Source organism: Salmonella sp. SAL04214 (genome assembly GCF_046550615.1).
GTDB classification, from domain to species: Bacteria; Pseudomonadota; Gammaproteobacteria; order Enterobacterales; family Enterobacteriaceae; genus Salmonella; species Salmonella enterica.
This window is the reverse complement of the sequence record NZ_JBGDXT010000020.1, coordinates 1-18,477: the sequence shown is the minus strand read 5'-3', so window position 1 is coordinate 18,477 and position 18,477 is coordinate 1. Positions and strand designations below refer to the sequence as shown.

Here is an 18,477-nt window from a genome sequence, read left to right as displayed (position 1 = left end):
ATGTTACAGAAAAAAACAAACCCAATGGTATAAAAATTCAATTTTGAGTATTGTGGATTCTCTACTTTTATTACGCCGGTTGATGGCGTTGACGGGATTTTAGCAAAGTGGTTCTCAAACAAACATAATGTAATTGTCCCAACGCCTTATACATTCGGTCAGGACCCCATTCCTTGCGTCAATCTTTATCGTAATACAAAAGCAAAATTTGTTATGGCTAACGGCGGTAATAGTCTTCCCTGTGCGATGGCAAAATATAATGCAAAAACTGGACAATTTATTCATATAACCAGTGATAGTGAGTTTTCACCAATAATACGAGAAACAAGAGTCATAAAAAATAATTCATTTATTCATTAAATCTATAATTACAGATAAAATCAAGAGCCAGCATGGCATTGAAAAATAAAATACGGCTTTTTTATCCGCGCTGGTTTTGACTTGATGAAGAATAACGGTGGCGACAATAATAATAAGACAATAAATAAATATAAGTAATGATTTATGGTGAAGTATATATAACGATAGAAACAATAAAAAAGCGGACAGAACGTTTGAAATGGTTATCTTTTTTGTAAATACCAAAAGACTAAACATTAAATAGATTAATGAAATAATCGCTGGCATTTTCTTTCCTTGTAGGCAAGCGACCCGGAATTCGGTATCCAGCATGAAGCTGGTGGAGGGATAAATACCCCTCCACCATTTAACGATTACTCGTTATCAGAACCGCCCAGACCTGCGTTCAGCAGTTCTGCCAGGCTGGCAGATGCATCTTCCGCAGTGACCTGCGGTGTTGCTGGCTGCTCGCCCGCGGCGCGACGGCGCATACGATCCTGGTGGTACGCATAACCGGTACCGGCCGGAATCAGACGACCCACGATAACGTTCTCTTTCAGGCCGCGCAGTTCGTCGCGTTTACCCGCAACGGCTGCTTCGGTCAGGACACGCGTGGTCTCCTGGAACGATGCGGCAGAGATGAACGATTCGGTTGCCAGAGACGCTTTGGTGATACCCAGCAGATCGCGGGAGAAGGTAGCCCCCACTTTGCCGTTCGCTTCCAGCTCGCGGTTAGCGATCTTGACGCGGGAGTATTCAACCTGTTCGCCTTCCAGGAAGTCGGAACTACCGGCGCTTTCGATGGTCGCTTTACGCAGCATCTGACGAACGATAACTTCGATGTGTTTATCGTTAATCTTAACGCCCTGCAGACGGTATACATCCTGGACTTCGTTAACGATGTAACGCGTCACAGCATGAACGCCACGCAGACGCAGAATGTCGTGCGGCGCTTCCGGACCATCGGAAATCACATCACCACGTTCTACACGTTCACCTTCGAACACGTTGAGCTGACGCCATTTCGGAATCATCTCTTCGTACGGGTCACTACCATCAACCGGCGTAATCACCAGACGACGTTTGCCTTTGGTTTCTTTACCGAAGGAAACGATACCTGCGATTTCAGCAAGGATTGCCGGTTCTTTCGGACGACGCGCTTCGAACAGGTCGGCAACGCGCGGCAGACCACCGGTGATATCCTTGGTACCGCCGGATTCCTGCGGAATACGCGCCAGGGTGTCACCAGAACTGATCTGTACGCCATCTTCCAGCTGTACAATCGCTTTACCCGGCAGGAAGTACTGCGCAGGCATATCGGTACCCGGGATCAGAACGTCATTACCCTGAGCATCAACGATTTTCAGCGCCGGACGCAGATCTTTACCACCGGTAGTACGTTCAGCCGAATCCAGAACCACCAGCGAAGACAAACCGGTCAGTTCGTCGGTCTGACGCGTAATGGTCTGACCGTCGATCATGTCAGTGAAGCGGATGAAACCACTCACTTCGGTGATAACCGGCATGGTGTGCGGGTCCCAGTTTGCCACGGTTTCGCCGCCGGCAACCTGCTCGCCATCACCTTTCGCCATGACAGCGCCATAAGGCACTTTATAGCTCTCTTTGGTACGACCGAATTCGTCGATCAGCTTCAGTTCGGTGTTACGGGAAGTGATAACCAGTTTACCGCTGGAGTTCACAACCGACTTCACGTTGCTGAGCTTGATGCTACCTTTGTTTTTCACCTGGATGCTGGATTCAGCAGCCGCACGCGATGCCGCACCACCGATGTGGAACGTACGCATCGTCAGCTGTGTACCCGGTTCACCGATGGACTGTGCCGCGATAACGCCGATAGCTTCACCTTTGTTGATGATGTGGCCACGCGCCAGGTCACGACCATAGCAGTGCGCACATACACCAAAGTCGGTGTCGCAGGATACAACGGAACGCACTTTAACGGCGTCAACGGAGTTTGCTTCCAGCAGGTCACACCACTGTTCGTGCAGCAGCGTGTTGCGTGGAACCAGAATGTCCGCGGTACCCGGTTTCAGCACATCTTCCGCCGTCACACGACCCAGAACGCGGTCACGCAGCGGCTCTTTCACGTCGCCACCCTCGATAACCGGGGTCATCAGGATACCTTCGTGCGTACCACAGTCATCTTCGGTCACTACCAGATCCTGCGCGACGTCAACCAGACGACGGGTCAGATAACCGGAGTTCGCGGTTTTCAGTGCGGTATCCGCCAAACCTTTACGCGCACCGTGGGTGGAGATGAAGTACTGGAGTACGTTCAGACCTTCACGGAAGTTCGCGGTGATTGGCGTTTCGATGATGGAGCCATCCGGCTTCGCCATCAGACCACGCATACCAGCCAGCTGACGAATCTGTGCCGCAGAACCACGCGCACCGGAGTCGGCCATCATGTAGATGCTGTTGAAGGAGACCTGCTGCTCTTCCTGGCCGTCACGGTTAATCACGGTTTCGGTTTGCAGGTTATCCATCATCGCTTTGGATACACGATCGTTTGCCGCAGCCCAGATATCGATAACTTTGTTATAGCGTTCGCCAGCGGTTACCAGACCAGACTGGAACTGCTCCTGGATCTCAGCAACTTCAGCTTCCGCCTCAGAGATGATCTCGTGTTTTTTCTCCGGGATGACCATGTCATCAATACCAACGGACGCACCTGAACGCGCTGCATAAGCAAAGCCGGTGTACATCGTCTGGTCCGCAAAAATAACGGTCGGTTTCAGGCCCAGAATACGGTAGCAAGTGTTCAGCATTTTGGAGATCGCTTTCTTGCCCAGCGCCTGGTTGACGATGGAGAAAGGCAGACCTTTCGGTACGATCATCCACAGAATGGCGCGACCAACGGTCGTGTCTTTCAGGCTGGTGTGCGCAACGAATTCGCCGTTTTCATCTTTTTCATATTCAGTGATACGCACTTTAACGCGCGCATGCAGAGAGGCCAGACCTGCGCGATAGATACGCTCAGCTTCTTTCGGGCCAGTCAGCACCATGCCTTCGCCTTTGGCGTTAACACAGTCACGGGTCATGTAGTACAGGCCCAATACCACGTCCTGAGACGGAACGATGATAGGTTCGCCGTTCGCCGGAGACAGGATGTTGTTGGTAGACATCATCAGCGCACGCGCTTCAAGCTGGGCTTCCAGCGTCAGCGGTACGTGAACAGCCATCTGGTCACCATCGAAGTCGGCGTTATATGCCGCACAAACCAGCGGGTGCAGCTGGATAGCTTTACCTTCGATCAGTACCGGTTCAAATGCCTGGATACCCAGACGGTGCAGAGTCGGCGCACGGTTCAGCAGTACCGGGTGTTCGCGGATAACTTCGTCCAGGATATCCCAAACGACGGCTTCTTCACGCTCAACCATTTTCTTCGCGGCTTTGATGGTGGTGGCAAGGCCACGCAATTCCAGCTTGCCGTAGATGAACGGTTTGAACAGCTCCAGCGCCATTTTCTTCGGCAGACCGCACTGGTGCAGACGCAGGTATGGACCTACGGTGATAACAGAACGACCGGAGTAGTCAACACGCTTACCGAGCAGGTTCTGACGGAAACGACCTTGTTTACCTTTGATCATGTCGGCCAAAGATTTTAGAGGACGCTTGTTAGAACCGGTGATCGCACGACCGCGACGACCGTTATCCAGCAGGGCGTCAACCGCTTCCTGCAGCATACGTTTTTCGTTACGTACGATGATGTCCGGCGCAGCCAGATCCAGCAGACGCTTCAGACGGTTGTTACGGTTAATGACGCGACGATACAGATCGTTCAGGTCAGAAGTCGCGAAACGACCACCATCCAGCGGAACCAGCGGACGCAGATCTGGCGGCAGAACCGGCAGAACGGTCAGGATCATCCACTCTGGCTTGTTGCCAGACTGTACGAAGGCTTCCAGCAGTTTGATACGCTTGGTCAGCTTCTTACGCTTGGTTTCGGAGTTGGTTTCGTTCAGCTCTTCGCGCAGAGTTTCACACTCTTGCTCCAGATCCATGCTCTTCAGCAGGGCCTGGATAGCTTCCGCACCCATCTTCGCGTCGAATTCGTCACCGAACTCTTCCAGCGCGTCCAGATACTGCTCTTCAGTCAGGATCTGTTGACGTTCCAGGTTGGTCATACCGCCTTCGATAACCACATAAGATTCGAAGTACAGTACGCGTTCGATATCGCGCAGCGGCATATCGAGCAGCAGACCGATACGGGACGGCAGCGATTTCAGGAACCAGATGTGAGCAGTCGGAGACGCCAGCTCGATGTGGCCCATACGCTCACGGCGTACTTTGGTCTGGGTCACTTCAACGCCGCACTTCTCACAAATAACACCACGGTGTTTCAGGCGCTTGTACTTACCGCACAGGCACTCGTAGTCTTTTACCGGCCCAAAGATACGGGCGCAGAAAAGGCCGTCACGCTCAGGTTTGAACGTACGGTAGTTGATGGTTTCCGGCTTTTTAACTTCACCGAAAGACCATGAACGGATCATGTCTGGCGAAGCCAGAGCAATTTTGATCGCATCAAACTCTTCGGTTTTAGTCTGCGCTTTCAGAAACTTTAATAAATCTTTCACGGATTTGCTCCCGTCGGAGTTAGCACAATCTGGTGTCGGGTTTTATCCCGACACCAGTGACCTGTTTGAGCGAGAATTACTCGTCTTCCAGTTCGATGTTGATGCCCAGCGAGCGGATCTCTTTCAACAGAACGTTGAAGGATTCCGGCATACCCGGTTCCATCTGATGGTTGCCGTCCACGATGTTCTTATACATCTTGGTACGACCGTTCACGTCATCAGACTTAACGGTGAGCATTTCCTGCAGGGTGTAGGCGGCGCCGTAAGCTTCCAGCGCCCACACTTCCATCTCCCCGAAGCGCTGACCACCGAACTGCGCCTTACCACCCAGCGGCTGCTGAGTAACCAGGCTGTAAGAACCGGTAGAACGCGCATGCATCTTGTCATCAACCAGGTGGTTCAGTTTCAGCATGTACATGTAACCGACGGTTACCGGACGTTCGAACTGTTCACCCGTACGGCCATCGAACAGGGTGATCTGACCGGAGGTCGGCAGGTCGCCCAGTTTCAGCAGCTCTTTGATTTCCGCTTCTTTCGCACCGTCGAACACTGGTGTGGCAATCGGCATACCTTTACGCAGGTTTTCTGCCAGACGCAGCACTTCATCATCGCTGAAGGTGCTCAGGTCGACTTTCTGACGAACGTCGGCGCCCAGATCGTAGGCACGCTGGATGAATTCGCGCAGTTTGGCGACTTCCTGCTGCTGTTTCAGCATGGCGTTAATCTTGTCGCCAATACCTTTTGCAGCCATACCCAGGTGGGTTTCCAGAATCTGACCGATGTTCATACGAGACGGTACGCCCAGCGGGTTCAGTACGATGTCTACCGGCGTGCCGTTTTCATCGTAAGGCATGTCTTCGATCGGGTTGATCTTAGAGATAACACCCTTGTTACCGTGGCGACCTGCCATCTTATCACCCGGCTGGATACGGCGTTTAACGGCCAGATAGACCTTCACGATCTTCAGCACGCCCGGCGCCAGATCGTCGCCCTGGGTGATTTTACGGCGCTTCGCTTCAAGTTTTTTCTCGAACTCGTGTTTCAGTTCGTCATACTGCTCAGCCAGTTGCTCCAGCTGATTTTGTTTCTCTTCGTCGGTCAGACCGAGTTCCAGCCAGCGGTCGCGCGGCAGTTTGTCGAGCTTCTCAGCTTCAACGCCGCCGGACACCAGTACCGCACGGATACGGCTAAACAGGCCCGCTTCGAGGATCTGCAGTTCTTCAGACAGGTCTTTTTTCGCCTGCTTGAGCTGCATCTCTTCGATTTCCAGAGCACGTTTGTCTTTTTCTACGCCATCGCGAGTAAAGACCTGAACGTCGATAACCGTACCGGAGACACCGTTAGGTACGCGCAGAGAAGAGTCTTTAACGTCAGACGCTTTCTCACCGAAGATCGCACGCAGCAGTTTCTCTTCCGGCGTCAGCTGGGTTTCACCTTTCGGCGTCACCTTACCGACCAGAATGTCGCCGCCAGTCACTTCCGCGCCGATGTAAACGATACCGGATTCATCCAGTTTGGAGAGCGCCGCTTCACCCACGTTCGGGATATCAGCGGTGATCTCTTCCGGCCCCAGCTTGGTGTCACGGGACACGCACGCCAGTTCCTGAATGTGGATGGTGGTGAAACGGTCTTCCTGAACAACACGCTCGGAAACGAGGATGGAGTCTTCGAAGTTGTAGCCGTTCCACGGCATGAACGCCACGCGCATGTTCTGACCGAGCGCCAGTTCACCGAGGTCGGTGGACGGACCGTCTGCCAGCACGTCGCCGCGTTCAACCGGCTCGCCCAGAGACACACATGGCATCTGGTTGATACAGGTGTTCTGGTTAGAGCGGGTGTATTTGGTCAGGTTATAGATGTCGATACCCGCTTCGCCCGGGTACATCTCGTCTTCGTTAACTTTGATAACGATACGGGACGCATCCACGTACTGAACAGTACCGCCACGTTTAGCTACTGCAGTAACACCGGAGTCGACGGCGACAGCACGTTCCATACCGGTACCCACCAGCGGCTTGTCAGCGCGCAGAGTCGGAACCGCCTGACGTTGCATGTTCGCACCCATCAATGCACGGTTGGCGTCATCGTGTTCCAGGAACGGGATCAGGGACGCACCGACGGAGACCACCTGCTGGGTGGAAACGTCCATGTAGTCAACCTGGTCGCGGCTGAACAAGCTGGATTCGCCTTTGCTACGGCAGGTCACCAGATCTTCTACAAAGTGGCCTTCGTCATCCAGGTTGGAGTTCGCCTGAGCGATAACGTAGTTGCCTTCTTCGATAGCAGACAGGTAATGAATTTCGTCAGTAACCACGCCATCAACCACACGACGGTACGGCGTCTCAAGGAAGCCATATTCGTTAGTCTGTGCGTACACGGACAGGGAGTTGATCAGACCGATGTTCGGACCTTCCGGCGTTTCGATAGGACATACGCGACCGTAGTGCGTCGGGTGTACGTCTCGAACTTCGAAGCCTGCGCGTTCGCGGGTCAGACCGCCTGGGCCGAGTGCGGAGATACGACGTTTGTGCGTAATCTCAGACAGCGGGTTGTTCTGGTCCATAAACTGAGACAGCTGGCTGGAACCAAAGAACTCTTTCACTGCGGCGGAAATCGGCTTGGCGTTGATCATATCCTGAGGCATCAGGGTATCCAGATCGCCCAGAGACAGACGCTCTTTCACCGCACGCTCTACACGCACCAGGCCAACGCGGAACTGGTTTTCCGCCATTTCGCCGACGGAACGGATACGACGGTTGCCGAGGTGGTCGATATCATCCACTTCGCCTTTACCGTTACGGATATCGATGAGCTTCTTCATGACATCAATGATGTCGTCTTTGCTCAGGATACCGGAACCTTCGATTTCGTCGCGCAGCAGAGAACGGTTGAACTTCATACGACCCACCGCAGACAGGTCATAGCGGTCTTCGGAGAAGAACAGGTTCTCGAACAGGCTTTCAGCCGCTTCGCGTGTCGGCGGCTCACCAGGGCGCATCATGCGGTAGATTTCTACCAGCGCGCTCAGACGATCGTTAGTTGGGTCGACGCGTACCGTTTCAGAAATGTACGGGCCGTGGTCCAGATCGTTGGTAAACAGCGTTTCGATACGTTTGTGGCCGGACTGGCTCAGCTTAGCCAGCAGATCCAGGCTCAGCTCCATGTTCGCCGCGCAGATCAGCTCGCCAGTGGATTCGTCAACGTAGTCTTTAGAGACGACTTTACCTGCGATGTACTCAACCGGAACTTCGATATGCTTGATATCGTCTTTTTCCAGCTGACGGATATGACGCGCGGTAATGCGACGGCCTTTTTCAACGTACACTTTGCCGTTAGCTTCGATATCGAACGACGCGGTTTCGCCGCGCAGACGTTCTGGAATCAGCTCCATCTGCAGCTTGTTGTCGCGAATTTCGAAGACGACTTTCTCAAAGAACAGGTCAAGAATCTGCTCAGTGGTGTAGTTCAGCGCACGCAGGATGATGGTCGCAGGCAGTTTACGGCGACGGTCGATACGTACGAACAGGTTGTCCTTCGGATCGAATTCGAAGTCCAGCCAGGAACCACGGTAAGGAATGATGCGCGCGTTATACAGCACTTTACCCGAAGAGTGGGTTTTACCTTTGTCGGAGTCAAAGAAGACGCCCGGACTACGGTGCAGCTGAGAAACGATAACACGCTCAGTACCGTTGATAACAAAGGTACCGTTGTCGGTCATGAGCGGGATTTCGCCCATGTAGACTTCTTGTTCTTTAATGTCTTTAACGGTGCCTTCCGGCGCTTCGCGCTCGTAGATCACCAGACGCAGTTTTACGCGCAGCGGTGCGGAATAGGTCACGCCACGGATCTGACATTCCTGAACGTCAAACACCGGTTCGCCAAGGCGGTAGCTGACGTACTGCAGCTCGGAATTACCGCTGTAGCTCTGAATCGGGAACACGGAACGGAAGGCTGCTTCCAGGCCGTACTGCCCTTCAGGATCTTGCTCGATAAACTTCTGAAACGAGTCAAGCTGGATAGAAAGGAGATAAGGTACATCCAGAACTTGTGGACGTTTACCAAAATCCTTACGAATACGTTTTTTCTCGGTATAGGAGTAAACCATAGGGTTCCTCAGCTCGCTGACAAGTCGACCCATCTGTCCTGCGGGGGACAGTTTGTGCAACACTATTTTGTTGACCGGAAAATGGATACTTTCCGCAATGCCTGTTGCTATCACGCTTAAACCATTTCATTGCGATTTACACAGAACGTACGCTCTGTCGCAGTATATTAAGTCGTCGATAGAAACAAGCATTGAAAGGCACAGCAGTAGTCAAACAGTGTGAAACGCTACTGGCGCCTTACAGCGCAAAAAGGCTGGTGACTAAAAAGTCACCAGCCATCAGCCTGATTTCTCAGGCTGCAACCGGAAGGGTTGGCTTATTTAACTTCAACTTCAGCGCCAGCTTCTTCCAGAGATTTTTTCAGTGCTTCAGCGTCATCTTTGCTCACGCCTTCTTTCAGAGCGGCCGGAGCAGATTCTACCAGGTCTTTAGCTTCTTTCAGACCCAGGCCAGTTGCGCCACGTACTGCTTTGATAACAGCAACTTTGTTAGCGCCAGCAGCTTTCAGAATTACGTCGAATTCAGTTTTTTCTTCAGCAGCTTCAGCCGGGCCAGCAGCTACAGCTACAGCAGCAGCAGCGGAAACACCGAATTTTTCTTCCATTGCAGAAATCAGTTCTACAACGTCCATTACGGACATAGCGGATACTGCTTCAATGATTTGATCTTTAGTGATAGACATTTAAATTGTTCCTGAATATCAGAATAAGTTTATACGTAAGCAAATGCTTGATAAAGACAACTGCGATTACGCAGCTTCTTTTGCATCGCGTACAGCAGCCAGTGTGCGAACCAGTTTGCCAGCCGAAGCTTCTTTCATGGTTGCCATCAGGCGTGCAATTGCTTCTTCGTAGGTCGGCAGAGTTGCCAGGCGGTCGATCTGAGACGCCGGGATCAGCTCACCTTCAAAGGCTGCAGCTTTGACCTCAAATTTTGCATTCGCTTTCGCGAACTCTTTGAACAGACGAGCAGCAGCGCCCGGGTGTTCCATAGAGTATGCAATCAGGGTCGGACCAACAAACGTGTCTTTCAGGCACTCGAACTGAGTACCTTCAACGACGCGGCGCAGCAGGGTGTTACGAACAACACGCATGTATACGCCAGCTTCACGACCTGCTTTACGCAGTTCAGTCATTTTATCTACAGTTACGCCACGGGAATCCGCAACTACTGCAGACAGCGCGCCTTTGGCTACTTCGCTGACTTCAGCAACAATCGCTTGTTTGTCTTGAAGATTTAAAGCCATTAGCTTTGCTCCTGGATGTTTGCCGGAACTCATGTTCCGGAACTCACTTCACTCATCTCAACGAGAAGAGCGTCTTAATACGGTGAGCAGAAACAAGCCAGAGTATCAAAAATAATCTTAGCGTTCTGTCACCGTCTACGCAGGGGATTAAGCCTCTTGCGAGACGCCTGCGGTCTTCGACGGAGGCCTGGATAGGCCAGGCTCCAACGAACAAATTCTTTCTATGACTTCGTCCTTTGAACCGCAGCTGTGTTAGCTGCGCTCGTTCACACCAGTCACATAGTTAACTATGCTCCTGGCGATTCACTCACTTGCTGCCTTGCTGCAATTCAAATGACTCGCATAGTGCTCTGTTATATTTCAACAGAATCGTGGGGGTAAGATTGTAGACAAAATCACCGCCCACGTAAAGACTAATCTTAGTTCGCAGATGCGCTCAGACCAGCCTGATCAACGGCAACGCCAGCACCCATGGTGGTGGAGATGCTAACTTTCTTGATGTACACGCCTTTCGCCTGGCTCGGTTTTGCTTTTTTCAGCGCAACCAGCAGAGCTTCCAGGTTTTCTTTCAGTTTGTCAGCGTCAAAGTCCACTTTACCGATGGTGGTGTGGATGATGCCGTTTTTGTCGTTACGGTAACGAACCTGACCTGCTTTAGCGTTCTTAACCGCTTCAGCAACGTTCGGAGTTACGGTACCGACTTTCGGGTTTGGCATCAGGCCGCGCGGACCCAGAACCTGGCCCAGCTGGCCAACAACGCGCATTGCATCCGGGGATGCGATAACAACGTCGAAGTTCATTTCGCCTTTCTTGATCTGGTCAGCCAGATCTTCCATACCTACCAGCTCAGCGCCAGCAGCTTTAGCTGCTTCAGCGTTCGGGCCTTGGGTAAATACGGCAACGCGAACAGAACGGCCAGTACCGTGCGGCAGTACAGTCGCGCCACGAACGTTCTGGTCAGATTTACGAGCATCGATGCCGAGGTTAACGGCAACGTCAACGCTTTCGTTGAATTTAGCAGTGGCCAGCTCTTTCAGCAGGGCAATAGCTTCGTTGATGTCGTACTGTTTGGTCGCATCAACTTTTTCACGGATCACGCGCATACGCTTGGTCAGTTTAGCCATTTCTTAGTCCTCCACTACCAGGCCCATGGAACGTGCAGTACCTTCGATGGAGCGAGTCATCGCTTCAATGTCGGCACCGGTCATGTCGGCAGCTTTGGTCTGCGCGATTTCCTGCAGCTGAGCGCGGGAAATTTTACCTACTTTGTCTTTGTTCGGCTTGCCGGAACCAGACTTGATACCAGCCGCTTTTTTCAGCAGAACAGCTGCCGGAGGCGTTTTGGTAACGAAGGTGAAAGAACGGTCAGCGTAAACGGTAATAACAACCGGAATCGGCAGACCTTTTTCGATGGAATCCGTTTTTGCGTTGAACGCTTTGCAGAATTCCATGATGTTCACACCCTGCTGACCCAGTGCTGGGCCAACCGGCGGACTCGGGTTCGCCATACCAGCTGCAACCTGCAGCTTGACGTAGGCTTGTACTTTCTTAGCCATTCTAAATTCCTCGAATTGGGTAGTATCGCTTCAAAGAAGCTCCCCGTGATAAATATCGCTTTATAGGCATAAGGCCCATAAAAACAAAAGGCGCGAAATTGTATGTCAATTTCGCGCCCTATGCAACGATTAGATCGCTGCTTTTTTGATCGCAGCCTTACGCTTTCTCAACCTGGCTGAAGTCCAGCTCTACCGGGGTCGCACGACCGAAGATAGAAACAGACACTTTCAGGCGAGACTTCTCATAATCGACTTCTTCGACAACGCCGTTAAAGTCTGCGAACGGACCGTCGTTAACACGAACCATTTCACCCGGTTCAAACAGAGTTTTCGGCCGCGGCTTATCGCCAACCTGCTGCAGACGGTTCATGATCGCATCGACTTCTTTGTCGCTGATCGGCGCCGGACGGTCAGAGGTACCGCCGATAAAGCCCATCACACGCGGCACGCTACGCACCAGGTGCCAGCTTGCGTCGTTCATGACCATCTGGACCAGAACGTAACCCGGGAAGAATTTGCGTTCGCTTTTGCGACGCTGGCCGCCACGGATCTCAACGACTTCTTCAGTCGGCACCATGACTTCGCCAAACAGCTCTTCCATATTGTGTAATTTGATATGCTCGCGCAGCGATGTGGCTACGCGGCCTTCAAAACCGGAAAACGCCTGAACGACGTACCAGCGCTTTTTAGGTGCTTCAGACATCTCAGAACCTCAGGCCAGTGATAAAGGATACCAGGCGAACCAGAATACCATCCAGTCCCCACAGGATCAGTGACATAACTGCGGTAACCGCAGCGACGATCAGCGTGGTGTGCAGCGTTTCCTGGCGAGTCGGCCAAATGACCTTACGGACTTCGGTTCTCGCTTCACGGGCAAAAGCAACGGTTGCTTTACCTTTTGTCGTCAACAGCGCGACACCACCCGCTGCAGCAATCAGAATTACTACGGCCAGCGCACGCAGCGGCAGCATCATGTCGCGATAGAGGTAGTTGCCGACGATTGCGACGATCAGCAATATGGCAACAACTATCCACTTCATCGCTTCCAGGCCGCGCCCGCTCCCTTGAGCTTCGGTATTCGCACTCATAAACCAACCTGTCAGAAGTATTCTACAAACATTTTCACCCCGCAATCGCGAGGCAATCCAAATCGAAACGCTTATTCGCCTTTCGGATTATACGCCCTCTACAGAGCCTGTCTCAGCAATGATTATGACAAATAAAATCACTGATGAGCCAGGTTCTGGTGTGAAAGCGTGCAAAAAGGGCATCAAATGATGCCCTTTTATTGCGCATTGCGTCAAATGTTATCAGCGATTAGCCGAGAACTTTAGCAACAACGCCCGCGCCAACGGTACGGCCGCCTTCACGGATTGCGAAACGCAGACCGTCGTCCATCGCGATCGGGTGGATCAGGGTAACAACCATTTTGATGTTGTCGCCCGGCATTACCATCTCTACGCCTTCCGGCAATTCGATGGTGCCAGTCACGTCAGTAGTACGGAAGTAGAACTGCGGACGGTAGCCTTTGAAGAACGGAGTATGACGGCCGCCTTCATCTTTGGACAGAATGTACACTTCAGATTCGAACTTGGTGTGCGGCTTGATGGTGCCCGGCTTAGCCAGTACCTGACCACGTTCGATTTCTTCACGTTTGATACCACGCAGCAGAACACCTACGTTCTCACCGGCACGGCCTTCGTCCAGCAGTTTGCGGAACATTTCAACGCCAGTACAGGTAGACTTCTGAGTCTCTTTGATACCAACGATTTCAACTTCTTCGCCCACTTTGATGATACCGCGCTCTACACGACCGGTAACAACGGTACCACGACCGGAGATGGAGAATACGTCTTCGATCGGCAGCAGGAACGGCTTGTCAATCGCACGCTCTGGTTCCGGAATATAAGAATCCAGGAAGCCAGCCAGTTCGATGATTTTCGCTTCCCACTCTGCGTCGCCTTCCAGCGCTTTCAGAGCAGAACCACGAACGATCGGCGTGTCGTCGCCCGGGAAGTCGTACTGAGACAGAAGTTCACGAACTTCCATTTCAACCAGTTCCAGCAGCTCTTCGTCATCAACCATGTCGCATTTGTTCAGGAACACGATGATGTACGGAACGCCTACCTGACGACCCAGCAGGATGTGCTCACGGGTCTGCGGCATCGGGCCGTCAGTCGCAGCAACAACCAGGATCGCGCCGTCCATCTGCGCAGCACCGGTGATCATGTTTTTAACATAGTCGGCGTGCCCCGGGCAGTCTACGTGTGCGTAGTGGCGGGTCGGGGTATCGTATTCAACGTGAGAAGTGTTGATGGTGATACCACGCGCTTTTTCTTCCGGCGCGTTATCGATCTGGTCGAATGCGCGGGCGGCACCGCCGTAGGTTTTAGCCAGTACGGTAGTAATGGCAGCGGTCAGCGTTGTTTTACCATGGTCAACGTGGCCGATAGTACCGACGTTAACGTGCGGTTTTGTACGTTCAAACTTTTCTTTAGACATCGATTGTCCCTCTAAGACACGGATAAATCGGTGATATCACCACATCAACCAGGCAACACGCCCGACTTGTTGAATGCTAATAAACAGAAGAGAAAAACAGGAAGGAGAAAGGAAGTGGTGCTGATAGGCAGATTCGAACTGCCGACCTCACCCTTACCAAGGGTGCGCTCTACCAACTGAGCTATATCAGCACATCTTGGAGCGGGCAGCGGGAATCGAACCCGCATCATCAGCTTGGAAGGCTGAGGTAATAGCCATTATACGATGCCCGCATCCTGGAACTCGGCTACCTGATTTTCATTCTGCACTGAATATCGAGAGAAACTCTCTTTATTCGAGCCGGTAAGCGAACTTATCGTCTCGGGCTGCGCCATCGCGCGGCCGAAAATGGTGGTGGGGGAAGGATTCGAACCTTCGAAGTCTGTGACGGCAGATTTACAGTCTGCTCCCTTTGGCCGCTCGGGAACCCCACCGGACTTGATGGTGCCGACTACCGGAATCGAACTGGTGACCTACTGATTACAAGTCAGTTGCTCTACCTACTGAGCTAAGTCGGCATCAAGTAGCGCGCATTCTATGGAGACCTGCGTGCTCATGCAACTAAAAAATTGCATAAAATGTTCTATCGCTCACATTTTGCGCTATAAGAGACAAAAATGCTCTAATTTCAAACAAGAGAGCATAAATTTTCGGCATTTTACCGACCGTCTGACCAGGATACGACGCGGCATTTCAACGCTCCGTCGATAGAAAGCAATCTTCTGTATCTGGTATATTCGTCACATTGCTTCTCAGGGATAGCTTTCACAGCGAGATTTTTTCTTATTATTCCTCCCCATCTGGTGTTACCCTCCTGCCCATTGTCCAAATTAACTTAAATGTGACGTGCCGTTGCATGTCAGGGATGGCCCTCGTTCATCGCTGAACTGATGTAGCAATAGCAGCCAGAAACATGCTTATGAGTATAAAAGAGCAATCGTTAATGACGCCTTACCTACAGTTTGATCGCAGCCAGTGGGCTGCGCTTCGCGATTCTGTGCCGATGACCCTGACCGAGGATGAGATCGCGCAGTTAAAAGGCATTAATGAAGATTTATCGCTGGAAGAAGTTGCAGAAATATATTTACCTCTCTCCCGTTTGCTAAATTTCTATATCAGTTCAAATCTGCGTCGTCAGGCTGTCCTGGAACAGTTTCTGGGCACTAACGGCCAGCGAATCCCTTACATCATCAGTATCGCGGGCAGCGTCGCAGTGGGTAAAAGCACGACAGCACGCGTTCTACAAGCGTTGCTGAGTCGCTGGCCGGAACACCGCCGTGTTGAATTGATTACCACAGACGGCTTCCTCCACCCAAACCAGGTGTTGAAAGAACGCGGGTTAATGAAGAAAAAGGGGTTCCCTGAATCGTATGATATGCACCGACTGGTGAAATTCGTTTCTGACCTCAAGTCGGGCGTACCGAACGTGACGGCGCCAGTCTATTCTCATTTGATTTACGATGTTATTCCTGAAGGGGATAAAACCGTCGCTCAGCCTGATATATTGATTCTTGAAGGTTTGAATGTTTTACAAAGCGGTATGGATTATCCTCACGATCCGCATCATGTATTTGTCTCTGATTTCGTTGATTTCTCTATTTACGTGGATGCGCCAGAAGAACTTCTTCAGACGTGGTATATCAATCGCTTCCTGAAATTCCGCGAAGGGGCGTTTACCGATCCTGACTCTTATTTCCACAATTATGCGAAATTATCTAAAGAGGAAGCTGTTAATACAGCAGCTTCGCTTTGGAAAGAAATTAACTGGTTGAATTTAAAACAAAATATTTTACCCACGCGAGAACGTGCCAGCCTTATTATGACTAAGAGCGCTAACCATGCGGTGGAACAGGTAAGATTGCGGAAATAACAGAAAAAAGGGGAGTACCGACTCCCCTTTTTTACTATTCGGCGCTTCGCAGCGATATTTCTCCGCCCATCCAGGGTTTAATCACACCATCCTGTTCAAGCAATAATGCGCCCTGAGTATCAATGCCGCGAGAAATACCAAATATTTCTTTGTCGCCAATAATTAGTTTTACCGGACGATCAATAAAATTATCCAGTTTTTCCCAGCGCGAAAGATAAGGAGAAAGACCTTCTTGCTCAAAAAGCTCAAGCGCAGCACGTAGCTTATAAATCAGCTTTGCGGCCAGCATATTGCGGTCGAGCGTAATTCCGGCCTCCTGCAACGTAATCCATCCCTGATTTATCACGTCCTCTTCTACACGACGCATTGCCATGTTAATACCAGCGCCAATCACTATTTGTGCGGCATCGCCCGTTTTACCGGTTAACTCGACCAGAATACCCGCCAGTTTGCGATCCAGCAGGTAGAGGTCGTTAGGCCACTTCACACGAACTTTATCTGCGCCCAGTTCACGCAGCACTTCCGCCATCACAATTCCAATGACCAGACTCAAGCCTATTGCCGCCGCAGGCCCCTGCTCCAGACGCCAGTACATTGAAAGATATAGATTCGCGCCAAACGGTGAGAACCATTTACGCCCGCGACGACCACGCCCTGCCTGTTGGTATTCTGCTACACAGGCATCGCCTGAGCGCAGCTCGCCAATTCGATCAAGTAAATACTGATTGGTTGAATCGATAACGGGCAATACCGCCACGTTTCCGCTATCCAGTTGGCTATGTATACGGTCAGCATCCAGTAACTGGATGGGTTCCGGTAAGCTATATCCTTTCCCGGGAACGGTAAATACATCTACTCCCCAGTCGCGTAATGTCTGGATATGTTTATTAATCGCCGCGCGGCTCATTCCCAGCCGTTCACCCAACTGCTCGCCTGAGTGAAACTCTCCGTCGGCAAGTAGTGAGATCAACGTCAGGGGAACGGTAGTATCTTTCATGCAATGCTCTCCACAGCGTTCACCTCTCCGGACCGACCAATAAAGCGAACCTCAGGCTCCAGCCAGACATTAAATTTTTCACCCACTTTTTGCCGGACATGATGCGCCAGCGCCACCACATCTTTACTTGTCGCATCATTCGCATTAATCAATACCAGCGCCTGTTGGCGATGCACCGCAGCGCCGCCAATGGTGACGCCTTTCAACTGACATTGATCTATCAGCCAGCCTGCCGCCAGCTTCACTGAGCCGTCTGCCTGAGGGTAATGCGGCGCGTTGGGAAATCGTTCTAACAGTTCCATAGCGATATCGGCTGCGACAACGGGATTTTTAAAAAAGCTGCCCGCATTGCCATTCACTTTAGGATCCGGCAATTTTGTGGTGCGCATATGGCATACAGCATCAAACACCTGTTGCGCGGTGACCGTTTTCGGGTCCAGACAAGTAAGATCGCCATAGGTCAACACCGGCTGCCATTGCTTTGACAAACGCAGACCCACCGCGACGATCGCAACGCGATCCTGATATTCATTTTTGAAGATACTGTCACGATAGCCGAAACGGCATTCCGCCGCGGACAAACGCAGACGTTTTCCCGTTTCCAGTTCAACGCAGTCAACGTAGTCGCAGACGCGCTGTAGTTCTACGCCATACGCGCCAATATTCTGTATAGGCGAGGAACCAACGCAGCCAGGGATGAGCGCCAGATTCTCCAGGCCGGGCATGTTGTTGTCCAGCGCGTAGCGAACAAGTTGATGCCAGTTTTCGCCTGCGCCGACGTGTAGGTGCCAGGCGTCCGCGGTTTCATTGACCTCAATGCCTTTCAGGCGGTTAAGGATCACGGTGCCGGCATAATTTTCCAGAAACAGGACATTGCTTCCTTCACCCAGGATCATAACCGGCAGTCCCTCACGAGTTGCTTGCTGCCAGGCGCTCAGTAGTTGTTGTTCGTTTTCAGCGCATACGATGTGCTTTGCACAATGATCAATGCCGAAGGTATTCCAGGGTTTTAGGGAGTGGGTCATGGCTGCTTTCCTGATACTCAATCGGCAATAGTTTACCGTATCTGTGTTGGGAAGGCTTGTGGTTATATTGAGGGTGGATCGGCGCGTCCCTGTAGGCCGGATAAGGCGGAGCCGCCATCCGGCAGACTACAGATAAAACAAAAGGCCCTGTCTTCCGACAGGGCCCTTCGTTTTATTTGATGCCTGGCAGTTCCCTACT

At 51.7% G+C, this 18,477-nt stretch carries 15 protein-coding genes and 4 tRNA genes; 3 read left to right on the top strand and 16 right to left on the bottom strand.

The window, feature by feature from the left end; all coding sequences use genetic code 11:
• Positions 1–69: 69 nt before the first annotated feature.
• Positions 70–360, top strand: coding sequence for a cytoplasmic protein (locus ACLJQD_RS22645; RefSeq protein WP_223195357.1), 291 nt, complete (start codon positions 70–72; stop codon positions 358–360).
• Here ACLJQD_RS22645 and ACLJQD_RS22640 read toward each other — a convergent pair.
• The 14 genes from ACLJQD_RS22640 to ACLJQD_RS22575 all read right to left on the bottom strand — a co-directional run bounded on the left by ACLJQD_RS22640 (position 346) and on the right by ACLJQD_RS22575 (position 14,904).
• Positions 346–672 (bottom strand): hypothetical protein, encoded by a 327-nt coding sequence (locus ACLJQD_RS22640; RefSeq protein ID WP_077909514.1) that lies wholly within the window; start codon positions 670–672, stop codon positions 346–348. The two genes, ACLJQD_RS22645 and ACLJQD_RS22640, sit on opposite strands and share 15 nt — an antisense overlap.
• Positions 673–713: 41 nt before the next feature.
• On the bottom strand, positions 714–4,937 hold the full coding sequence (rpoC, locus tag ACLJQD_RS22635) for a DNA-directed RNA polymerase subunit beta' (protein WP_000653965.1): 4,224 nt from the start codon (positions 4,935–4,937) through the stop codon (positions 714–716).
• Between the two features lie 76 nt (positions 4,938–5,013).
• The gene (rpoB, locus tag ACLJQD_RS22630; protein WP_000263105.1) at positions 5,014–9,042 is read right to left on the bottom strand and encodes a DNA-directed RNA polymerase subunit beta; all 4,029 of its coding nucleotides are present in this window, start codon (positions 9,040–9,042) and stop codon (positions 5,014–5,016) included.
• A 317-nt stretch (positions 9,043–9,359) separates the two neighbouring features.
• Positions 9,360–9,725 (bottom strand): 50S ribosomal protein L7/L12, encoded by a 366-nt coding sequence (rplL, locus tag ACLJQD_RS22625; RefSeq protein ID WP_000028882.1) that lies wholly within the window; start codon positions 9,723–9,725, stop codon positions 9,360–9,362.
• 66 nt (positions 9,726–9,791) lie between these two features.
• Positions 9,792–10,289 (bottom strand): 50S ribosomal protein L10, encoded by a 498-nt coding sequence (gene rplJ / locus ACLJQD_RS22620; RefSeq protein ID WP_001207203.1) that lies wholly within the window; start codon positions 10,287–10,289, stop codon positions 9,792–9,794.
• 419 nt (positions 10,290–10,708) lie between these two features.
• On the bottom strand, positions 10,709–11,413 hold the full coding sequence (gene rplA, locus ACLJQD_RS22615; RefSeq protein ID WP_001096676.1) for a 50S ribosomal protein L1: 705 nt from the start codon (positions 11,411–11,413) through the stop codon (positions 10,709–10,711).
• Positions 11,414–11,416: 3 nt separating this feature from the next.
• Positions 11,417–11,845, bottom strand: coding sequence for a 50S ribosomal protein L11 (gene rplK, locus ACLJQD_RS22610; RefSeq protein ID WP_001085926.1), 429 nt, complete (start codon positions 11,843–11,845; stop codon positions 11,417–11,419).
• Positions 11,846–12,002: 157 nt separating this feature from the next.
• Positions 12,003–12,548, bottom strand: coding sequence for a transcription termination/antitermination protein NusG (gene nusG, locus ACLJQD_RS22605; RefSeq protein ID WP_001287521.1), 546 nt, complete (start codon positions 12,546–12,548; stop codon positions 12,003–12,005).
• Between the two features lies 1 nt (position 12,549).
• Positions 12,550–12,933 carry a preprotein translocase subunit SecE gene (gene secE, locus ACLJQD_RS22600; protein WP_001275691.1) on the bottom strand — a complete coding sequence of 128 codons (384 nt, stop codon included), beginning with the start codon at positions 12,931–12,933 and terminating at the stop codon, positions 12,550–12,552.
• A gap of 229 nt (positions 12,934–13,162) precedes the next feature.
• On the bottom strand, positions 13,163–14,347 hold the full coding sequence (gene tuf / locus ACLJQD_RS22595) for an elongation factor Tu (protein WP_000031748.1): 1,185 nt from the start codon (positions 14,345–14,347) through the stop codon (positions 13,163–13,165).
• A gap of 115 nt (positions 14,348–14,462) precedes the next feature.
• A tRNA-Thr gene (locus ACLJQD_RS22590) sits at positions 14,463–14,538 on the bottom strand.
• A 6-nt stretch (positions 14,539–14,544) separates the two neighbouring features.
• Positions 14,545–14,619 (bottom strand) — tRNA-Gly (locus tag ACLJQD_RS22585).
• A gap of 116 nt (positions 14,620–14,735) precedes the next feature.
• Positions 14,736–14,820: transfer RNA gene (locus ACLJQD_RS22580), tRNA-Tyr, on the bottom strand.
• 8 nt (positions 14,821–14,828) lie between these two features.
• Positions 14,829–14,904 (bottom strand) — tRNA-Thr (locus tag ACLJQD_RS22575).
• Between the two features lie 19 nt (positions 14,905–14,923).
• On the opposite strand from ACLJQD_RS22575, the gene ACLJQD_RS22570 reads away from it, so the two are divergent.
• Positions 14,924–15,097, top strand: coding sequence for a hypothetical protein (locus tag ACLJQD_RS22570; protein ID WP_001541267.1), 174 nt, complete (start codon positions 14,924–14,926; stop codon positions 15,095–15,097).
• A gap of 208 nt (positions 15,098–15,305) precedes the next feature.
• On the top strand, positions 15,306–16,256 hold the full coding sequence (gene coaA / locus ACLJQD_RS22565) for a type I pantothenate kinase (RefSeq protein ID WP_000023068.1): 951 nt from the start codon (positions 15,306–15,308) through the stop codon (positions 16,254–16,256).
• Between the two features lie 34 nt (positions 16,257–16,290).
• Here coaA and birA read toward each other — a convergent pair whose 3' ends face one another.
• Positions 16,291–17,253 carry a bifunctional biotin--[acetyl-CoA-carboxylase] ligase/biotin operon repressor BirA gene (gene birA, locus ACLJQD_RS22560; RefSeq protein ID WP_017442236.1) on the bottom strand — a complete coding sequence of 321 codons (963 nt, stop codon included), beginning with the start codon at positions 17,251–17,253 and terminating at the stop codon, positions 16,291–16,293.
• Positions 17,250–18,278 (bottom strand): UDP-N-acetylmuramate dehydrogenase, encoded by a 1,029-nt coding sequence (gene murB, locus ACLJQD_RS22555; RefSeq protein WP_000149795.1) that lies wholly within the window; start codon positions 18,276–18,278, stop codon positions 17,250–17,252. The genes birA and murB overlap by 4 nt, the downstream gene beginning before the upstream one ends.
• Between the last annotated feature and the right edge of the window lie 199 nt (positions 18,279–18,477).